The 16431-nt window shown below is 62.0% G+C and carries 17 protein-coding genes; 11 read left to right on the top strand and 6 right to left on the bottom strand.

All coding sequences use genetic code 11. The annotated features are described in order from the left end of the window. Positions 1–31 precede the first annotated feature (31 nt). The 3 genes from ACF8FG_RS22120 to ACF8FG_RS22110 form a co-directional block, all read right to left on the bottom strand. The gene (locus tag ACF8FG_RS22120; protein ID WP_003253899.1) at positions 32–916 is read right to left on the bottom strand and encodes an EamA family transporter; all 885 of its coding nucleotides are present in this window, start codon (positions 914–916) and stop codon (positions 32–34) included. Positions 917–1079: 163 nt separating this feature from the next. Continuing rightward, entirely contained in the window at positions 1080–1904 is an 825-nt protein-coding gene (locus tag ACF8FG_RS22115) for a class II aldolase/adducin family protein (RefSeq protein WP_080557802.1), read from the bottom strand. Continuing rightward, positions 1858–2901 carry an ABC transporter substrate-binding protein gene (locus ACF8FG_RS22110; RefSeq protein WP_318082273.1) on the bottom strand — a complete coding sequence of 348 codons (1044 nt, stop codon included), beginning with the start codon at positions 2899–2901 and terminating at the stop codon, positions 1858–1860. The genes ACF8FG_RS22115 and ACF8FG_RS22110 overlap by 47 nt, the downstream gene beginning before the upstream one ends. A gap of 175 nt (positions 2902–3076) precedes the next feature. Here ACF8FG_RS22110 and ACF8FG_RS22105 point away from each other — a divergent pair, with 175 nt between their 5' ends. From ACF8FG_RS22105 to ACF8FG_RS22095, 3 genes are all read left to right on the top strand, one after another. Next, positions 3077–5029 (top strand): FAD-dependent oxidoreductase, encoded by a 1953-nt coding sequence (locus tag ACF8FG_RS22105; RefSeq protein WP_014591263.1) that lies wholly within the window; start codon positions 3077–3079, stop codon positions 5027–5029. Positions 5030–5068: 39 nt separating this feature from the next. Then, positions 5069–5668 (top strand): helix-turn-helix domain-containing protein, encoded by a 600-nt coding sequence (locus ACF8FG_RS22100; protein WP_014591264.1) that lies wholly within the window; start codon positions 5069–5071, stop codon positions 5666–5668. 80 nt (positions 5669–5748) lie between these two features. After that, positions 5749–6951 (top strand): NAD(P)/FAD-dependent oxidoreductase, encoded by a 1203-nt coding sequence (locus tag ACF8FG_RS22095; RefSeq protein WP_318082031.1) that lies wholly within the window; start codon positions 5749–5751, stop codon positions 6949–6951. A gap of 68 nt (positions 6952–7019) precedes the next feature. On the opposite strand, the gene ACF8FG_RS22090 is transcribed toward ACF8FG_RS22095, so the two are convergent. Then, the gene (locus tag ACF8FG_RS22090; RefSeq protein WP_019437154.1) at positions 7020–7631 is read right to left on the bottom strand and encodes an FMN-dependent NADH-azoreductase; all 612 of its coding nucleotides are present in this window, start codon (positions 7629–7631) and stop codon (positions 7020–7022) included. A gap of 133 nt (positions 7632–7764) precedes the next feature. On the opposite strand from ACF8FG_RS22090, the gene ACF8FG_RS22085 reads away from it, so the two are divergent. Then, positions 7765–8667 carry a LysR substrate-binding domain-containing protein gene (locus ACF8FG_RS22085; RefSeq protein WP_014591267.1) on the top strand — a complete coding sequence of 301 codons (903 nt, stop codon included), beginning with the start codon at positions 7765–7767 and terminating at the stop codon, positions 8665–8667. Then, positions 8660–9019, top strand: coding sequence for an MmcQ/YjbR family DNA-binding protein (locus ACF8FG_RS22080; RefSeq protein WP_019437155.1), 360 nt, complete (start codon positions 8660–8662; stop codon positions 9017–9019). The genes ACF8FG_RS22085 and ACF8FG_RS22080 overlap by 8 nt, the downstream gene beginning before the upstream one ends. A 58-nt stretch (positions 9020–9077) precedes the next feature. Here the strand turns inward: ACF8FG_RS22080 and ACF8FG_RS22075 are convergent, their stop codons facing one another. Both ACF8FG_RS22075 and ACF8FG_RS22070 read right to left on the bottom strand, forming a co-directional pair. Then, a complete protein-coding gene (locus ACF8FG_RS22075; protein WP_019437156.1) occupies positions 9078–9491 on the bottom strand; it encodes a DUF1294 domain-containing protein in 414 nt (137 codons plus the stop codon). Beyond that, positions 9484–10314: an undecaprenyl-diphosphate phosphatase gene (locus ACF8FG_RS22070; protein ID WP_081384760.1), complete on the bottom strand. Its 831-nt coding sequence runs from the start codon at positions 10312–10314 to the stop codon at positions 9484–9486. Before ACF8FG_RS22070 ends, ACF8FG_RS22075 begins: the two co-directional genes overlap by 8 nt. Before the next feature lie 299 nt (positions 10315–10613). On the opposite strand from ACF8FG_RS22070, the gene mcpP reads away from it, so the two are divergent. The 6 genes from mcpP to ACF8FG_RS22040 all read left to right on the top strand — a co-directional run bounded on the left by mcpP (position 10614) and on the right by ACF8FG_RS22040 (position 16377). Continuing rightward, positions 10614–12248 carry a methyl-accepting chemotaxis protein McpP gene (gene mcpP / locus ACF8FG_RS22065; RefSeq protein WP_014591271.1) on the top strand — a complete coding sequence of 545 codons (1635 nt, stop codon included), beginning with the start codon at positions 10614–10616 and terminating at the stop codon, positions 12246–12248. A 179-nt stretch (positions 12249–12427) separates the two neighbouring features. Beyond that, the gene (gene pnuC / locus ACF8FG_RS22060; protein ID WP_014591272.1) at positions 12428–12994 is read left to right on the top strand and encodes a nicotinamide riboside transporter PnuC; all 567 of its coding nucleotides are present in this window, start codon (positions 12428–12430) and stop codon (positions 12992–12994) included. Next, positions 12991–13560, top strand: a complete 570-nt coding sequence (locus ACF8FG_RS22055) for an AAA family ATPase (RefSeq protein WP_019437159.1) — start codon at positions 12991–12993, stop codon at positions 13558–13560. Before pnuC ends, ACF8FG_RS22055 begins: the two co-directional genes overlap by 4 nt. Positions 13561–13858: 298 nt before the next feature. Continuing rightward, positions 13859–14296 (top strand): hypothetical protein, encoded by a 438-nt coding sequence (locus ACF8FG_RS22050; protein WP_014591274.1) that lies wholly within the window; start codon positions 13859–13861, stop codon positions 14294–14296. Position 14297: 1 nt separating this feature from the next. Beyond that, positions 14298–14876: a hypothetical protein gene (locus ACF8FG_RS22045; RefSeq protein ID WP_014591275.1), complete on the top strand. Its 579-nt coding sequence runs from the start codon at positions 14298–14300 to the stop codon at positions 14874–14876. 49 nt (positions 14877–14925) lie between these two features. Continuing rightward, positions 14926–16377 carry a heme utilization protein gene (locus ACF8FG_RS22040; protein ID WP_318081853.1) on the top strand — a complete coding sequence of 484 codons (1452 nt, stop codon included), beginning with the start codon at positions 14926–14928 and terminating at the stop codon, positions 16375–16377. The last annotated feature ends 54 nt before the right edge of the window (positions 16378–16431 follow it).

The following is a 16431-nucleotide window of genomic DNA, read 5'->3' as shown; positions in this document are numbered from 1 at the left end:
AACAGAGCGCAGGTCGGCAGATTTAAGCGCTTTACGCGTTGGCAGCCCGCAAACGCTGACCGATGCGCGCACCGAAGACATTCACCAGCAGGCCGGCCATCACCAACAATGCGCCCCAGCCCTGCGTAGCGGTCAGGCGCTCTCCCAGCAGTAACGCCGACGAACTCAGGCCAATCACCGGTACCAGCAGCGAGAACGGCGCCACTTTGCCTGCCGGGTGACGCGACAGTAACTTGCTCCACAGGCTGTAGCCGAGCATGGTGGCGACAAAGGCCAAATACGCCAGGGCCAGCACCGAACTCCAACTGATATTGGCCAAGGCATGGCCAATGCGCTCGGGGCCTTCCAGCCACCAGGACAGTGCCAGGAATGGCAGTGGCGGGATCAGCCCACCCCAGATCACCAGTGCGACCAGGTCGACCGAGCCGAACCGCCGGGTAATGATGTTGCCCAGGCCCCACATCGCACCGCCACACAGGGTCAGCACCAACGCCAGCATGGGCACATGGCCGCCGTCTTCGCTGCCGATCAGTGCCAGGCCGCCGGCCGCTACCAGCAGCCCCAGCACGCTGGCCAGGCGCAGCCGCTCACCGAGAAACAACGCAGCAAAACCGAGGGTGAAGAAGGCTTGCGACTGCAGGATCAACGAAGCCAACCCTGGCGGCATGCCGCTGTACATGGCCTGAAACAGGAACGCGAACTGGCCCAGTGAAATGGTCGCACCGTAAGCGATCAGCCAGCGCCACGGCAGTTTGGGCCGCCTGACCAGCAAGATCGCCGGGAACGCCACCAGCAAGAAACGCAATGCCCCCAGCAACATCGGTGGCAACCCGTCGAGGCCAACCTTGATGACCACAAAGTTGACGCCCCAGGCGACAATCACCACCAGGGCGATAAGCAGGTCCTTAAGTGGCATTGCGACTTCCTTCTGCAGGCTTTTTAGACATATTTCGTTACAGCATAACGGTATTCCTTGAAAAGGGACCAGCACAGTTGAACCCAATGGTTGCACTACAGTGACTGTTCCATCCGCCCGCTGTCCGCTGGGCGTCTACGTTGCCAAATCAGCAAGCACAGGTTTAATCCTGATAACCAGGCGCCACCTTTTCCAACATTCGCAACAACGCCGCCCAAGCCAGTTGCAGCGCATCCGGGTCAGCCAGCTCCCCCTGCTTCAACCCTCTCCCCGGCGCGTTGAACTGCCGTTCGGTACGCACGCAAACTTCGGTCGACGGCAATATCAGTTGCCCAGCACTTTGCGCCGCCAACTGGATCTCGCAAGCCTTCTCCAGGTAGTACATGCGCAAGAAGGCTTCAGCCACACTGCGTCCCGTGGTCAACAGCCCATGGTTGCGCAGTATCATCACCGGCTTGTTGCCCAAGTCGGCCACCAGCCGTTGCTGTTCATCCATGTCCAGCGCGACGCCCTCGTAGGCGTGGTAAGCCACGTTGCCGTAAAACTCCATGGACATCTGGTTGACCGGCAACAGGCCACATTCCAGTGCGGCCACCGCGCAGCCTGCGCGGGTGTGGGTGTGCAGCACGCACCGGGCATCCTCGCGGGCAGCGTGAATGGCACTGTGAATGACGAACCCGGCCGGATTGACCGGGTGACGGGCAGCCCCCACCGGCCGCCCCTGCAGGTCGATCTTCACCAGGCTGGACGCTGTGATCTCCTCGAAGAGCAAGCCATACGGGTTGATCAGGAAATGGTGCTCCGGCCCAGGCAGGCGCAGGGAGATATGCGTGAAGATGAGATCGCTCATGCGAAAGTGCGCGATCAGCCGGTAGCAGGCAGCCAGCTCCCGACGCAGGCTTAGTTCCGTTGCAGTCATCTTGTTGCCCCTTTTCTGAACGCTATTTGCTGGCCCAGGCGTTGAAGCGTTGCTCCAGTTCTTCGCCATGATCGACCCAGAATTCCACGTTCATGGCCAGCGCCCCCTGCAGGTTCCGAGGTGAAGTGGGTACCCAGTCGGCCAGCGCCGGGTCAAGCCTGGCCGCGGCTTGGGTATTGGTGGGCCCATAGGGGATCTGTTGTACATACCGCACCTGGGTATCCGGCTGATTGGCATAGGCAATCAGCCGCTTGGCCTGGTCGACATGCCGCGAGCCTTTGATGATCGCCCAATAGTCCATACCGTACAGGCTGCCAGGCCATACCACGGCCAACGGGCTGCCCTGCTGCGCCGCCACCGCAATTCGTCCGCTGTAGGTGGAGGTCATCACCACGTCACCGGCTGCCAGCCATTGCGCGGGTTGAGCGCCGGCGTCCCACCACTGGATATGGGGTTTGAGTTCGCTGAGTTTGGCGAAGGCCCGCTCGACCCCTGCCGGCGTGGACAATACCCGGTATACGTCCTCGACCTTGACCCCGTCAGCCAACAGTGCGAATTCCAGGTTGTACACCGCACGCTTGCGCAGGCCGCGCTTGCCAGGGTACTTGTCGACGTCCCAGAAGTCCGCCCACGATGCCGGCGCCTGGGCCAGCTTGCTGCGGTCGTAGGCAATAGCCACGCTCCAGACCAGCGCGGCCGACCCACAATCCTGTGCGGCTGCCGGGATCAGTTCGGCTGCATGGCCCAGGCGCTGCCAGTCCAGGTGCTCGTAGATCCCCTCGTCGCAGCCGCGCATCAAGTCAGGGCCTTCGATCTGCACCACATCCCAATCGACGTTGCCGGTGTCGGCCATGACCTGGATCCGTGCCATTTCGCCGTTGTATTCACTCTGGATCAGCTGGCTGCCGTCCTGGGCAATGAAGGGCTTGAAGATCGCCTCATCCTGGGCCTTCTGGCCAGCGCCGCCATAACCGACCACAACCATCTGCTGCGCAGCTTGCGCAGTGCCCAGGCCAAGGGCCAGTAAGGCTGCACAAAGGCCGGTCACACGTGGATATAGCTGCATCGTAGTTTCCTCCTGGCGGTGCCCGACGGGCCCGTTTTCTTGTTGTTCTGAGGTCACACCCTCGCCATGCGAGTGAGGAAAACCTAGACAGACACAAGTAAAAAAACAAGTTGATTTTTTACTATTGCTACACTTTTATAAGAAAAAATAAAAACACCGCACCGGAGCCGCCTGTATGCAGACCGCCTTCCCACACCTGTTCGAGCCCTTGCAGATCCGCGGCAAACGTTTGAAAAACCGCATCATGTCCACCGGGCACGACACCTGCCTGCCCACCGACAACCTGGTCAACGACAAGCTGATCGCCTACCAGCGCGACCGCGCTGCCGGCGGCGTAGGCCTGATCGTGCTGCAGGTCGCCGGGGTGCACGACAGTGCCCGCTACACCTCGCATGTGCTAATGGCCACTGACGATGCCTGCATCGATGGCTACCGGCAGCTTGCCGAGGCCTGCCATGCGCACGGCACCGTGGTGCTGTCGCAACTCTTTCACCCCGGGCGTGAGATCATGGAGTCGGCAGACGGCCTGTTGGCGGTAGCCTACTCGGCATCTGCGGTGCCCAATGAGCGCTTCCGGGTGATGCCCCGCGCGCTGGACCAGGCAATGATCGACGAAATCGTCCAGGGCTACGCCTGCGCCGCCCGCCGCCTGCACCAGGCCGGGCTGGATGGCGTCGAGGTGGTGGCCAGCCATGGCTATCTGCCCGCGCAGTTTCTCAACCCGCGGGTGAACGTACGCAGTGATGGCTACAACGGTGACCTGGATCAGCGCCTGAGGTTCTTGCGCGAAGTGCTGGCCGCAGTGCGCGCCGCCACCGATGAGCAGTTCATCATCGGCCTGCGCATCAGCGCTGACGAGCGCGACAGCCAGGGCCTGAGTGAAGACGAGTCACTGGCTGCTGCCGTGGCCTTGCAGGGCCAGCTCGACTACCTGCATGTCGTCGCCGGTACCTCGGCCTCGCTGGGTGGCGCGGTCCATATCGTGCCACCGATGGCCATCGAACCGGCGTACCTGGCCCGCGAGGCTGGCACCTTCAAGCAACAGTTGGCTATCCCCCTGTTCGTCACCGGGCGCATCAACCAGCCCCAGGAAGCCGAGCTGATCCTGGCCCGCGGCCAGGCTGATGTGTGCGGCATGACCCGGGCGCTGATCTGCGATCCGTCGATGCCAGAAAAGACCGAACGCGGCCAGGTCGAAGACGTGCGCGCCTGCATCGCCTGCAACCAGGCATGCATCGGCCATTTCCATCGTGGCTTGCCCATTTCCTGCATCCAGCGCCCGGAAACCGGGCGTGAGTTGCAGTACGGGCACCTCACGCCCACTTCCTCGCCCAAACGCATAATGATCGCCGGCGGCGGGCCTGCCGGCATGAAGGCCGCCGCCGTGGCCGCCGCGCGCGGGCACCAGGTCACGCTGTACGAGGCGGGCCCGCAGCTCGGTGGGCAGGTGCTGCTGGCCCAGCTGCTGCCACGGCGTAGCGAGTTCGGGGGTGCCAGCACCAATCTGCAACGGGAAATGGCCCTGGCAGGTGTAGAAGTGGTGCGCAACACCCGGGTCGACCGCGCACTGGTCGAACGTGAGCGCCCTGATCTGGTCATTGCCGCTACCGGCGCCACCCCCTACTGGCCGGCGTTCGAGCGTACCGGCGAGCTTCAGGTAGTGGACGCCTGGCAAGTGCTGCGCAATGAGGTGAAACCGGGGCGTTCGGTGCTGGTGATCGACTGGCGCTGTGACTGGATCGGCCCCGGCATCGCCGAACGCCTGGTGCGCGAAGGCCATCAGGTCCAGTTGGCGGTCAACGGCACTCATTGCGGCGAGAGCCTGCCGCTTTACGTACGTGACCAACTGGCCGGCGAGCTGCATCGCCTGGGTATCCCTGTCACCCCATACGCACGCCTGTACGGCAGCGACGACAACACGGTGTACCTGCAGCACACCGCCAGCGGCGATCCGATGATCTTCGAAGGCATCGACACCTTGGTGCTGTGCATGGGGCATCAACCGCAAGACCGCCTGGCCACTGAACTGGCAGGTGTGGTGGACGTACGGCGGATTGGCGACTGCCTGGCGCCGCGCACGGCCGAAGAAGCGATTCACGATGGTCTGACGGTTGCCTGGGCGCTCTGAGGCTGTTCATACTGCGGCTTTTGCGATGGACCGACGCGCATGAGCCAACCCCCCCAGCCCCCCGCCAGCGAACCGGGGGGCGCCGCGCCGCAGTTCCTCGGCACCCGCATCCGCGGCCTGCGCAAGCGCCGCGGCATGACCCTGGCGGAGCTGGCCGCACACAGTGAACTGACTGCAGGCTACATCAGCCAGCTGGAGCGCAACCTCTCCTACCCGTCGATCCCGGCGCTGTTCAACATCGCCCGCAGCCTGGGCGTGACCATCCAGTGGTTCTTCGCCAGCGAGGCCACCACCGCGCCCGAAGACCAAGGCTATGTGGTGCGGCGCAACAGCCGCCTGAGCGTGCATTACGAAGATGGCATCGTCGATCAACTGCTCACCCCCCAGCCCAACCGTCAGCTGGAGATGCTGCACTCACGTTTCCCGCCAGGTACCTACAGCCAGCAAAGCTACAGCCACGACGGCGAAGAAGCCGGTTACCTGCTCAGCGGCACGTTTGAGCTGTGGGTAGGCGAGCGGCATTTCCAGCTGAGTGAAGGCGACAGCTTCAGCTTCTCGAGCCAGGAACCTCACCGCTACGGCAACCCCGGTGAAGTGGATGCCGTGGTGATCTGGGTGATCACGCCGCCAACATTCTGAAGCACTCCAGCAAGCACTGGTAACACCGTTGACCGGCAATACGGTCTACCTTGTCCACCGAACTTCAAAGGAGCACAACCATGAAGCAGATCCTGATCATTGGTGCGGGCTTTGCCGGCCTGTGGAGCGCACTCAGCGCCATCCGACAGCTTGACCTCAACGGCAGCAAGGGCGTCGAGGTCACCTTGCTCGCGCCCCAGGCTGAACTGCATGTGCGTCCGCGCTTCTACGAGGCAGACGTGCATACCATGGCCGCACCACTGCAGGCGCTGTTCGACGCTGCCAATGTCCGTTTCGTGCAGGGCACGGCATACGACATCGATGAAACGGCCCGCCGCGTGGGCTATCGCACTCGCAGCGGCACTCGCTGCACCCTGCCCTACGACCGACTGATCATGGCCTGCGGCAGTGAGCTCGTGCGCCCTGACATGGACGGCATCGAGCATGCCTTCGACGTCGACAAGCTCGACAGCGCCGCACGCCTGGAAACCCACCTGAAGTCACTGGCCAGCCTGCCGAACACGCCGGCACGCAATACCGTGGTGGTAGCCGGGGGCGGTTTTACCGGTATCGAGACGGCCACCGAATTGCCGGCCCGCTTGCGCGCGATACTGGGTGAAGACGCCGCGTTGCGCGTAGTGGTAATCGACCGCGGCGCCAGGATCGGCGCAGCCCTGGGTGACGGCATCCGCCCAGCCATCGAGCAGGCATGCGAGGCCCTGGGCGTGGAGTGGGTTTGCGGTGCCACTGTAGTTTCTGTAGACCCTGCCGGTGTCAAGCTGGACAACGGCCAGCGTATCGACGCCAGCACGGTGGTCTGGACGGTTGGCTTCAAGGCCAACCCGCTCACCGAACAGATCAGCGGCGAGCGCGACAACCGCGGCCGCTTGCATGTCGATGGCAACCTGAAGGTCAAGGGCAATGATGCCGTGTATGCAGCGGGAGACGTGGCTTACGCCCCCTGTGACGAGCTTGGCAATCATGCCCTGATGTCGTGCCAGCATGCGATTGCGCTGGGGCGCCATGCGGGCAACAATGCCGCTGCCGAGTTGCTTGGCGTAACACCAATGGCTTACAGCCAGCCCAAGTACGTGACGTGCCTGGACCTGGGGGCCTGGGGCGCGGTGTACACCGAAGGGTGGGCCCGTGAGGTTTCGCCACCGGAGGACAAGGCCGAAGCCAAGGCGCTGAAGCGCCAGATCAATTCAGTGTGGATTTATCCGCCAGCGGCTGACCGGGCATCGGCCCTGGCGGCAGCTGATCCGCTTATCCCGGTGGCCTGAGAGCTTCTACAGGTTGGAGTGGCCTTGTGCTTCGACAGGGCCACGCTTGCAACCAACCGCTCCTTTGATCAGGCAGCAGCAAACAGCTCGTTGGCAATCTGCGCCTGTGCAGCATCGATCGCCTGGCTGCGCTGCTCCGGGCCATAGGCCAGGCCGTGGGCCCGGACGATTTCCAGGTCGGTAATACCGATGAAGCCCAGGAACACTTTCAGGAAGTCTTCATGCCCGGCGCCACTCGGCTGGCCAGCGTGCAGGCCACCAGCGGTGGAAACCAGCACCACTTTCTTGTTGCCGCACAGGCCTTGCGGGCCGGCTTCGGTGTAGCGGAAGGTCTTGCCGGCGACGGCTACGCGGTCAATCCAGGCTTTGAGCTGAGTCGGCACGGTGAAGTTGTACATTGGCGCACCAATCACCACGGCATCGGCAGCCAGGAACTCTTCGAGCGTCTCTGCGCTCAGCTTGGCTTCGAAAGCCTGGGCCGCGTCACGTACGTCTTCAGGGGTGCCTGCAGCGACCAGGGTGGCAGCGGAGAAGTGGGCAATGGCATCGGCAGCCAGGTCGCGGTAAACCACCTCAACGCTTGGGTCTGCAGCCTTCCAGGCTTCGACCACTTCACGGCTCAACTGACGCGAGGCGGAATTGTCGCCCAGGATGCTCGAATCGATGTGCAACAGTTTCATGGGACTCTCCTGTGAGTGAAGACCGCATCTGTGGGCGATCACGATGGGGAGAATCCTACCGAGATGATCAATAGCTGATAAGTAAGCAAAAATGCGTTAGTTTGTCCCACAGATGGAACAGTGAGACATTCCCATGCAAGACCTCAACGACCTCTTCTACTTCGCGCGCGTCGTCGAAGCCGGCGGATTCGCCGCCGCCGGGCGCCAGCTGGGCATACCCAAGTCGCGCCTGTCGCGGCGTATCGCCGAGCTTGAAGAGCGCCTGGGCACACGCCTGTTGCAGCGCACCACACGGCAACTCAAGCTCACCGCAGTAGGTGAACGTTACTTGCATCATTGCCAGGCCATGTTGCTGGAGGCCGAAGCAGCCGACGAAACCGTGGCCAGCATGAGCAGTGAGCCGCGCGGGCGTTTACGGGTATCGTGCCCGGTGGCACTGGCACACGCCTTCCTGCCGGATGTGATCAGCCGCTTTCTCGAGCAGTATCCGCTGGTGCAACTGGACATGGTATTGCTCAACCGCCGGGTCGACCTGATTTCGGAAGGCATTGATGTGGCGTTGCGCGTACGCGACCTGGGCGACGAAGACCCGGCCCTGGTGACCCGCCGCCTGCGCCAGGCGCAAATGCAACTGGTGGCCGCACCCGGTTTTGCCGACCACATTCGCGAACCGGACGAGTTGGCATCATTGCCCGTGCTGGGCGCAGCCGAAGCAGACCGGCTGGTACACTTCCGCCTGCTCGGCCCCCATGGCAAGCAGCAGGAAATATCGCTGGAGCCACGCTTGGCGATCGACGATTTCGTAGTACGTAACGCTGCTGTACGTGCCGGCCTGGGGTTCACTGCGCTGCCCAGCATGTTCTGTGAAGAGGAACTGGAACGCGGCGAACTGGTGCGCCTGCTGCCAGACTGGTCGCTGCCGGGTGGCTACCTGCAGGCGGTTTACCCACACCGGCGTGGCCTGCTGCCTGCGGTCCGGGTGTGGATCGATCACTTGGCGGCGTCATTCGAGGCATGTGGAGAGCGGTATGTCTGAACGGAAGATGAGCGAAGGCCAGGTAGCGGCATTTTGCCTGAGCCTGCCGGGGGCGCGGGAAGACTATAAATGGGGCGGCATCCGAGTGTTTTCGGTGGCAGAAAACAAGATGTTCGCGGTGCTCGACCTGGCGGGTGCCGGGTTGTCGTTCAAGGTAGCCGACGAGCTGTTTCTGGGTTATTGCGATCGACCCGGGATACGGCCGGCGCCGTACCTGGCGCGGGCGCGATGGGTCAGCATGGCACCGCCCTACCCCATGGGGCGTGATGAACTGTGTGACCTGTTGCAGCGTTCGCACCAGCTGGTAGTGCGTCGGTTGCCCAAGCGGTTGCAGGTGGGGTTGGTCATGTGATCGACCTGTGCCGGCCCTTTCGCGGCATCACCCGCGAAGAGGCCGGTACAACTGCCCATCAACCAAGGGGCAGATAACGTCCGTCAAGAAATAGCCAGTCTGCCCAGAACACTTGGTGCAGCAGCACAATCCCCCAGCACACCAACTGGAACGAAACCTTGCGGGTCTTGTGCCGAAACAACTGCTGCGCCAACAGCGCCCCCGGCCAACCACCGAGCAACTCGCTGACATGCAGCACTTTCTCGGGTGTACGCCAGGCCTGGTTACGTGCCTGCTGCTTGTCCTGCCAATACAGCAACAGGGTGATAAGGCTCATGGCCGGGTACAACGCCAACGGCCACCAGGTCTGATCGTTCCAGGCCATGCGCGCCGCCCCCAGGCCGGGCAATAGGCAAAGCACGCCCAACAGCAGCAGCTTCAGGCGCACATTGCGCACGCGTTCAGCCCGTTGCCCACGCAGCGCCTCAGCCATGTGCCGTGGACCAGTCGACCCAACCGAACTGCCAGGTCGCCAGAATGAACAGGCCGAACACTATGCGATACCAGGCAAATGCCGCGTAGCTATGGTTGGCAATGAACTTGAGCAACGCCCGTACGGCAATCATGGCGAAGATGAACGAGGTCACGAAGCCTAGCGCGAACACCGGCAGATCGCCGGGCTGGAACAAGTCACGGTATTTGTAGCCCGAATACACCGCCGCACCGACCATGGTCGGCATTGCCAGGAAGAACGAGAACTCGGTCGCTGCCTTGCGCGACAAGCCGAACAGCAAGCCACCGATAATGGTCGAACCGGAGCGCGACGTGCCCGGGATCATCGCCAGACACTGGATGAAGCCGATTTTCAGCGCATGGCTCCAGCGCATGTCGTCCACATGGTCCACCTGTACGCGGTGCTCACGGCGCTCGGCCCAGAGCATGATGACGCCACCCACCACCAGTGCTGCTGCCACGGTGACGGGGTTGAACAGGTATTCGTGAATAAGGTCGGCAAACAGGACACCCAGTACCACCGCCGGCATGAACGCCAACAGCAGGTTGCCCGTGAAGCGGCGCGCCTTGGGCTGACTGGCCAGGCCGAAGACCACTTCGAAAATCTTGCTGCGAAACTCCCACACCACCGCCAGGATCGCCGCCAGCTGAATGATGATGTTGAAAGCCATGGCCCGTTCGCCGCCAAAACCGATCAGGTCGGCGACGATAATCTGGTGACCGGTACTGGAAATCGGCAGAAACTCCGTCAGCCCTTCGACCACGCCTAAGATGATTGCCTGGAAGGCAGTCCAAAAATCCATCATTCCCCCGGATGGAGCGCTGTTTGTCGCAGGCCCCTTGTTCTTGATTTGCTTGAAATTGCCTTACACGGCCCGGCTGTTTTACAGCGACTGTTGAGCGCAACGCCAGTAGAAAAGTTCACGCCTGTTAAAGGTTTCATCTTGCGCGGCCGAAATCCTGACAGAGCCCCTTGGCAATCGCTTTACACGACCTGTGCAGACTATCACCAACATAGCACTTAGCCATTAGTCGAGTGGGGGCTCACTGCAAAGCATGCTTCGATGCACATCAATAAAAAGAACAATGCGGGAGCTGATGGATGAACACTCTGAGATCGATGTCAATCAGTCGGCGCCTGTGGCTGATCCTTGTAGTGGCGGTGGCCATGCTGGTGGTACTGGGCCTGCTGATGCTGCGGCAGATCCATGGTGACCTGTACCAGGCCAAGGCGGAGAAAACCCGCCATGTGGTGCAGACCGCCGCAGGTGTGTTGGCCTATTACCAAGGCCTGGAAGCTGCCGGCACGCTCAGCCGCGAAGCCGCCCAGCAACAGGCGCTGCAGGTAGTGCGCGCGCTGCGCTACGACCATGACGACTATTTCTGGATCAACGACCTGGGGCCGAAGATGATCATGCATCCGGCCAACCCCAAGCTCGACGGCCAGGACCTTTCCGCCATCCGCGACCCCGATGGTTTCGCCGTGTTCAACGAAATGGTCGCCCTTGCCCGCCAGCAGGACGCCGGCCCGGTCAACTATCGCTGGCCCAAGCCCGGCGCCAGTGAGCCGGTAGCCAAGACCTCGTATATTCAGCTGTTCAAGCCGTGGGGCTGGATCATCGGTTCAGGCGTGTACGTCGATGACGTGCAGGCCGAATTCGCTCGCCAGTTGCGCGACGCTTCGCTGATTGGCGTGGGCATTGCCCTGCTGATGGCGCTGGTGGTCATGCTGATTGCCCGCAGCATCGCCCGCCCGCTGCAGGAGGCGGTGCAGGCAATGGGCAACATCGCCAGCGGTGAAAGCGACCTTACCCGGCGCCTGGACACCCATGGCAGCGACGAGATCACCCACCTTGGCGAGCACTTCAACCGCTTCAACGGCAAACTGCAAGGTGTAGTCGGCCAACTGCAAGGCGCGGCCCACGCATTGGCCCAGTCCGCCGGGCACGTCGGTGACAATGCAGGTGCCGCACAACAGCGCAGTGCCCAACAATCGCTACAGATGGACCAGGTGGCCACTGCAGTCAATGAGGTGACCTACGCCGTGCAGGACGTGGCCAAGACCGCGGAACAGGCCGCCGGAGAAATGCGTACGGCACAACAACAGGTGACGCACGGCCAGCAGGCCATCCACGGCAGCCTGGCGCAGATCGACCGCCTGTCGCTGACCATCGATGAGGCCGTACAGGTAATCCGCGACCTGGCCGGCCACAGCACGCGCATCGGCGGCGTGCTGGACGTGATTCGTTCCATTGCCGAACAGACCAACCTGCTGGCGCTGAATGCCGCCATCGAGGCGGCACGGGCTGGCGAGCAAGGCCGAGGCTTTGCCGTGGTCGCCGACGAGGTGCGCCTGTTGGCCCAGCGTACAGCACAATCGACGGCCGAGATTCATACCATGATCGAGCACCTGCAGAGTCAGTCGGACGCTGCGGTCAAGGCCATAGACACCAGCAGCGAGGCATCGCGCCAGACTGTCGAACAAGCCCGCGAGGCCGGCGCCAGCCTGGACGCCATCAACCAGGTGCTGAACAACCTCACCGCATTGAATGCCTCCATTGCCAGCGCTACCTTGCAGCAGTCGCATGTGGTCGAAGAGATCAACCGCAATGTGCTGGATACTGCCGGGTTGTCGCAGCAGACCGCCGATGCGGCGCGTCAGTCCAGCGATGCCGGGGTGGCATTGGGGCGGTTGAGCGAAGATCTGGAGCAGTTGTTGCGGCAGTTCCGGGTCTGAGAACAAGCCCTTTTGCGGGCATGCCTGCGAAGGAAGCAACGCGGTGGGTGGCACCGGCGCTGCCGGTGTTCGCGGGTAAACCCGCTCCTACAACCGGGTATCCCGCCGCTGCGCCCTACACCTTCCCCGGCCGACCCGCTACAATCTCGCCCCTTCCCCGTAGCCTCCAAGGATCGCCGATGTCCGGCCTTGAACTCATTGCCGCCCTCCTCGGCGTAACCGCTGTCTGGCTCACGGTCAAGCAGAACGCCTGGTGCTGGCCGATCGGCCTGGTCATGGTACTGATCTATGGCTGGCTGTTCTACGAGGTAAAGCTGTACTCGGGCATGTTGCTGCAAGTGGCCTACGCCATCCTGCAACTGTACGGCTGGTGGCAATGGAAGCGCCCCGACCACGCTGAAGAGGCCCGTCAGGTCTCCCGCCTGCCACGCCCGGCACTGCTCACCGGCCTGGCCGCCGGGGTGCTGCTGAGCGCCGCCCTGGGCGCGGCCATGGCCAACTGGACCGATGCCGCCCTGCCCTGGCTGGATGCCACCCTGACCGGATTCAGCCTGGTAGCGCAACTGTGGATGGCGCAGAAACGCCTGCAGTGCTGGCCTCTGTGGGTCGTGGTCGACATCATCTATGTGGGCCAATACCTGCATCAGCAGTTGTATTTCACCGCCGGCTTCTTCGCCGTGCTCACCCTGATTGCCGTACGCGGCTGGCTGGAATGGCGCCGCGACCCGGCGCTGGTACAGCCATGAGTGCGTCGCAAGCAATGAAAGTGCTGGTACTGTGCGGCCCAGAATCCAGTGGCAAAAGCTGGCTTAGCGGGGTGATCCAGGCACATTTTGGTGGCCTGGTCGTGGGCGAATACGTGCGCCATTTCATCGACCAGCAATGCCGTGACACCTGCTACGCCGATATTCCCGCTATCGCCCGCGGGCAACTGGCATGGGAGGACCGTGCGCGTGAGCAGGCGCCCCCGCTGCTGATTCTGGACACCCACCTGCTAAGCAACATGCTCTGGAGCCACGCACTGTTCGACGACTGCCCAACCTGGCTGGAAGAGGCACTGCTGGCACGGCGTTACGACCTGCACCTGTTGCTCAGCCCGCAAGGGGTGGACTGGATTGCCGATGGTCAGCGTTGCCAACCCGACCTCAGCGATCGTCAGCGCTTTTTCGATGACAGCCAGGCGTGGCTGAGGCGGCACAACCAGCCGCACCAAATACTTGATGGCAATTGGCCGCAACGCCAATTGCTGGCCTTGCAATCGGTCGCTATGCTGCTTGGTAGCGATGCGCCATCATGCCCAACCGAGTGTTAAACCACTGACACACTCCGGTGGGGCAAAGCCCCCGAAATTGCGGGGCTTCCCCCTGCCCTGGTGGCAGTGTCAAGCCCGTGAAACACACTTGCAAAAACCCTTCCAATCAAGGCCACAGCCGACTTTGCCGGCAACGTGCAGGGCACGCTGTTTCAAGCCTGAGACAACATGCGCCGCATTTTGTCAGCCTCTTGCCCTAACTATCTGACCTGAAACGTATTCTAAAAAGCGGCACACCTTCTGCTCTATCGTTCGCATCGCTGAACTAGGGCCAGCGCTCTAAGAAGGAGTTGCCGTCGTGAGGAAACGTGACAAACGCCTCTATCACCTATTACTGGTGGGTTGTGTACTGGGGTCACTAAGCCTGACAGCTCAGGCGGACAAGGGGATCATCATCATCAAGCGCGATGTGCAGGTGCGCAACGCGACCATCCCACCCCTGATCCCAGACCCGAGCCCTACCACCGTCAATGCCAACCCTTCTGCCCACGTGCTCAAGCAAACCAACGAGCTGAGCGATGGCGACTTCGCCAGCATCAGCAGCGGTGCAGGCATCAGCAACCTGGTCACCCAGCAGACCAACAACCTGGGTGGCAACCTCGGCAACCAGAACCAGCTTCCCAACTTGGCGGGCGGACGCGGCACGGGGTCGGGTAACGGTATCTCGAACATGGTCAACTCAAGCGTGCAGCGAGGCCTCGCGCCACTGCAGATTCTGACCGGCGGGGGCAAGTGAGATGAAGCGCACACTGCTGATGCTGGCCGTCCTTTGCACTGCACCGGCCTTTGCGCAATCCCTGGTTCCCGTCATCAACAACGCCGATATCGACAGCTCCGGCAGCCGCTATCAGGGCAACCTCTCTGTCAACCAGGCCGCTGGTGACAAACAGCAGCAGGTCAATGCGCGCGCCATCGCCGTCGGCCCCGAAGCCAATGCAAGCACCCAGATCCGACAACGGCTCGACACGCCCGCCGACCCCGCGATGGACGCCCGCTCGACCATCCAGGGCAACGCTTTCAGCAACGGCAGCGGCGCCCTGGGGGTCAACCAGAGCGCAGGTGCCAACACCCAGCAAGCCAATGCACTGAGCATCAGCATTGGTGCACAACCGCAAAGCATCGACGACAGCGTCCTCATGCAACAGAACGTGGCGCTGATCAACAACTCGGGAGCAACTGACATTCCAGCAGGCTATCGCCAGGTCACTACCAGTGACCAGGCCTTCACCGGTAGCCGAGGGGTGATCCAGTTGAACCAGAGTGCCGGGGTGGGAAACCGAATGGCCAACACCTTGAGCATCCGGGTCGCGGATTGACCCTGCAGTTAAGAACGACACTTAACCTAATAGCGTACGGAGAATCACCATGAAACCCTCGATGGCAATCAAGCCTCTGGTTTTCGCAATTGCTGCGGTCATGGCTGTTGCTGTACAAGCTGGGCAAAATGATCGGCGTAATGACCACCATAACGGCCACCATAACAATGGTCATCACAAGCCTCCACCCACCAAGATCCCTGTGTATGCAACGGCCAATGCCTGGGATACCCAAACCAGCACTCGCAACCGCATCTCCAATGAAGGCACCATCAACGAAGCCGAGATGAGTGACTCTGGCACCGGCTCCAGCGGCAACGTTGGCATAAACGTGGCGGCCGGTAACGGCAACCAGCAAGACAACGCCGCTGCCATTGCCAACGCAGGCTCCGACTCGAGCCTGGACAACAGCTTCGTGTTCGGCATGGCCAGTGCCACGGCTGACGTCGTGCAAACCAGCAGAAACAACCGGGTCGACAACTATTCGACCCAGTCTTCGGCTGTGATGAGCGGCTCAGCCAGCGGGGCTGAGGGCAACATCGGCATCAACATTGCCGGTGGCGACCTCAACCAGCAGAAAAACACCATGGCCATCGCCAACACCGGTGCTCCGCTGGGTAACGCCACTGCCACGGCTTCGGCCAATCAGGACGGCCCAGGCCTGATTGTAAACAACAGCGCCGACCGCACCTATCGGGTGGATACGATTACCATCACCAAGTCGGCCAGCGGTTCAAGCTCGAAGGAAGGCAGCTTCAACTCGACCGACGACCGCAGCTCGTCTTCGAGCTTCAGCGTCGCCGGTGCGCAAAGCGCCAGTTCCAGCGGCTCCAGTGGCTGGAACGCCAGCGGCTCGCAATCCAGCAATGCCAGCGGCTCCCACAACTCGAGCGCAAGTGGCTCGTTCGGCTGGGGTACCAGTGGCTCTGCCAGCGGCAGCCACAGCGCGTCGAGCAGCGCCAGCCTGGCAGCTTCGCTGGACGCTGACGTTAGCGCCTCGCGTACCCATACCACCGACTATGGCCGTTACGAGCGCTCCCACACCAAGTCCTTCGATGGCTCGCTGAATGCGTCGCTGGATGTGTCGGTCGACAAGTCGCACGAAAGTGCATACGACTCGTCGTTCGAGAAAGCTTTCGACTCCAACTACGACAAGTCGCATCAATCGGCGTATGACAAGTCCAAAGACTCTTCATACACCAAGTCTCACGACTCTTCGTACGAGAATGCTTCGGCGTCCGATTTCTCGAAGTCTGGCGAGCAATCCAAGGAATCCTCGAACGACGTTTCGAAGAGCTACAGCGAAAGCAGCGCCTACGACTTGAGCAATACTGTGTCCTTCCAAGTGCTGACCCCGACCGGCTGGGCCAACCCAGTCACCAACACTGCAACCCTTAGCGGTTCGGTGAACGGTGGCAGCGGTAACCTGGGCGTGAACGTAGCAGCCGGTGTGGGCAACCAGCAAAGCAACTCGCTGGCCATCTCCAACACCTCGTTCTGACCGCTGTGCTTGAGGCCCCCTTCGGGGGGCCTTTCTTCAACACACCGTAAGGCA

Origin of the sequence: Pseudomonas sp. YQ_6 (assembly GCF_043103245.1) — a bacterium.
Lineage (GTDB): Bacteria > Pseudomonadota > Gammaproteobacteria > Pseudomonadales > Pseudomonadaceae > Aquipseudomonas > Aquipseudomonas alloputida.
The sequence above is the reverse complement of the archived record's forward strand: the minus strand, read 5'-3'. Positions and strand labels throughout refer to the sequence as shown.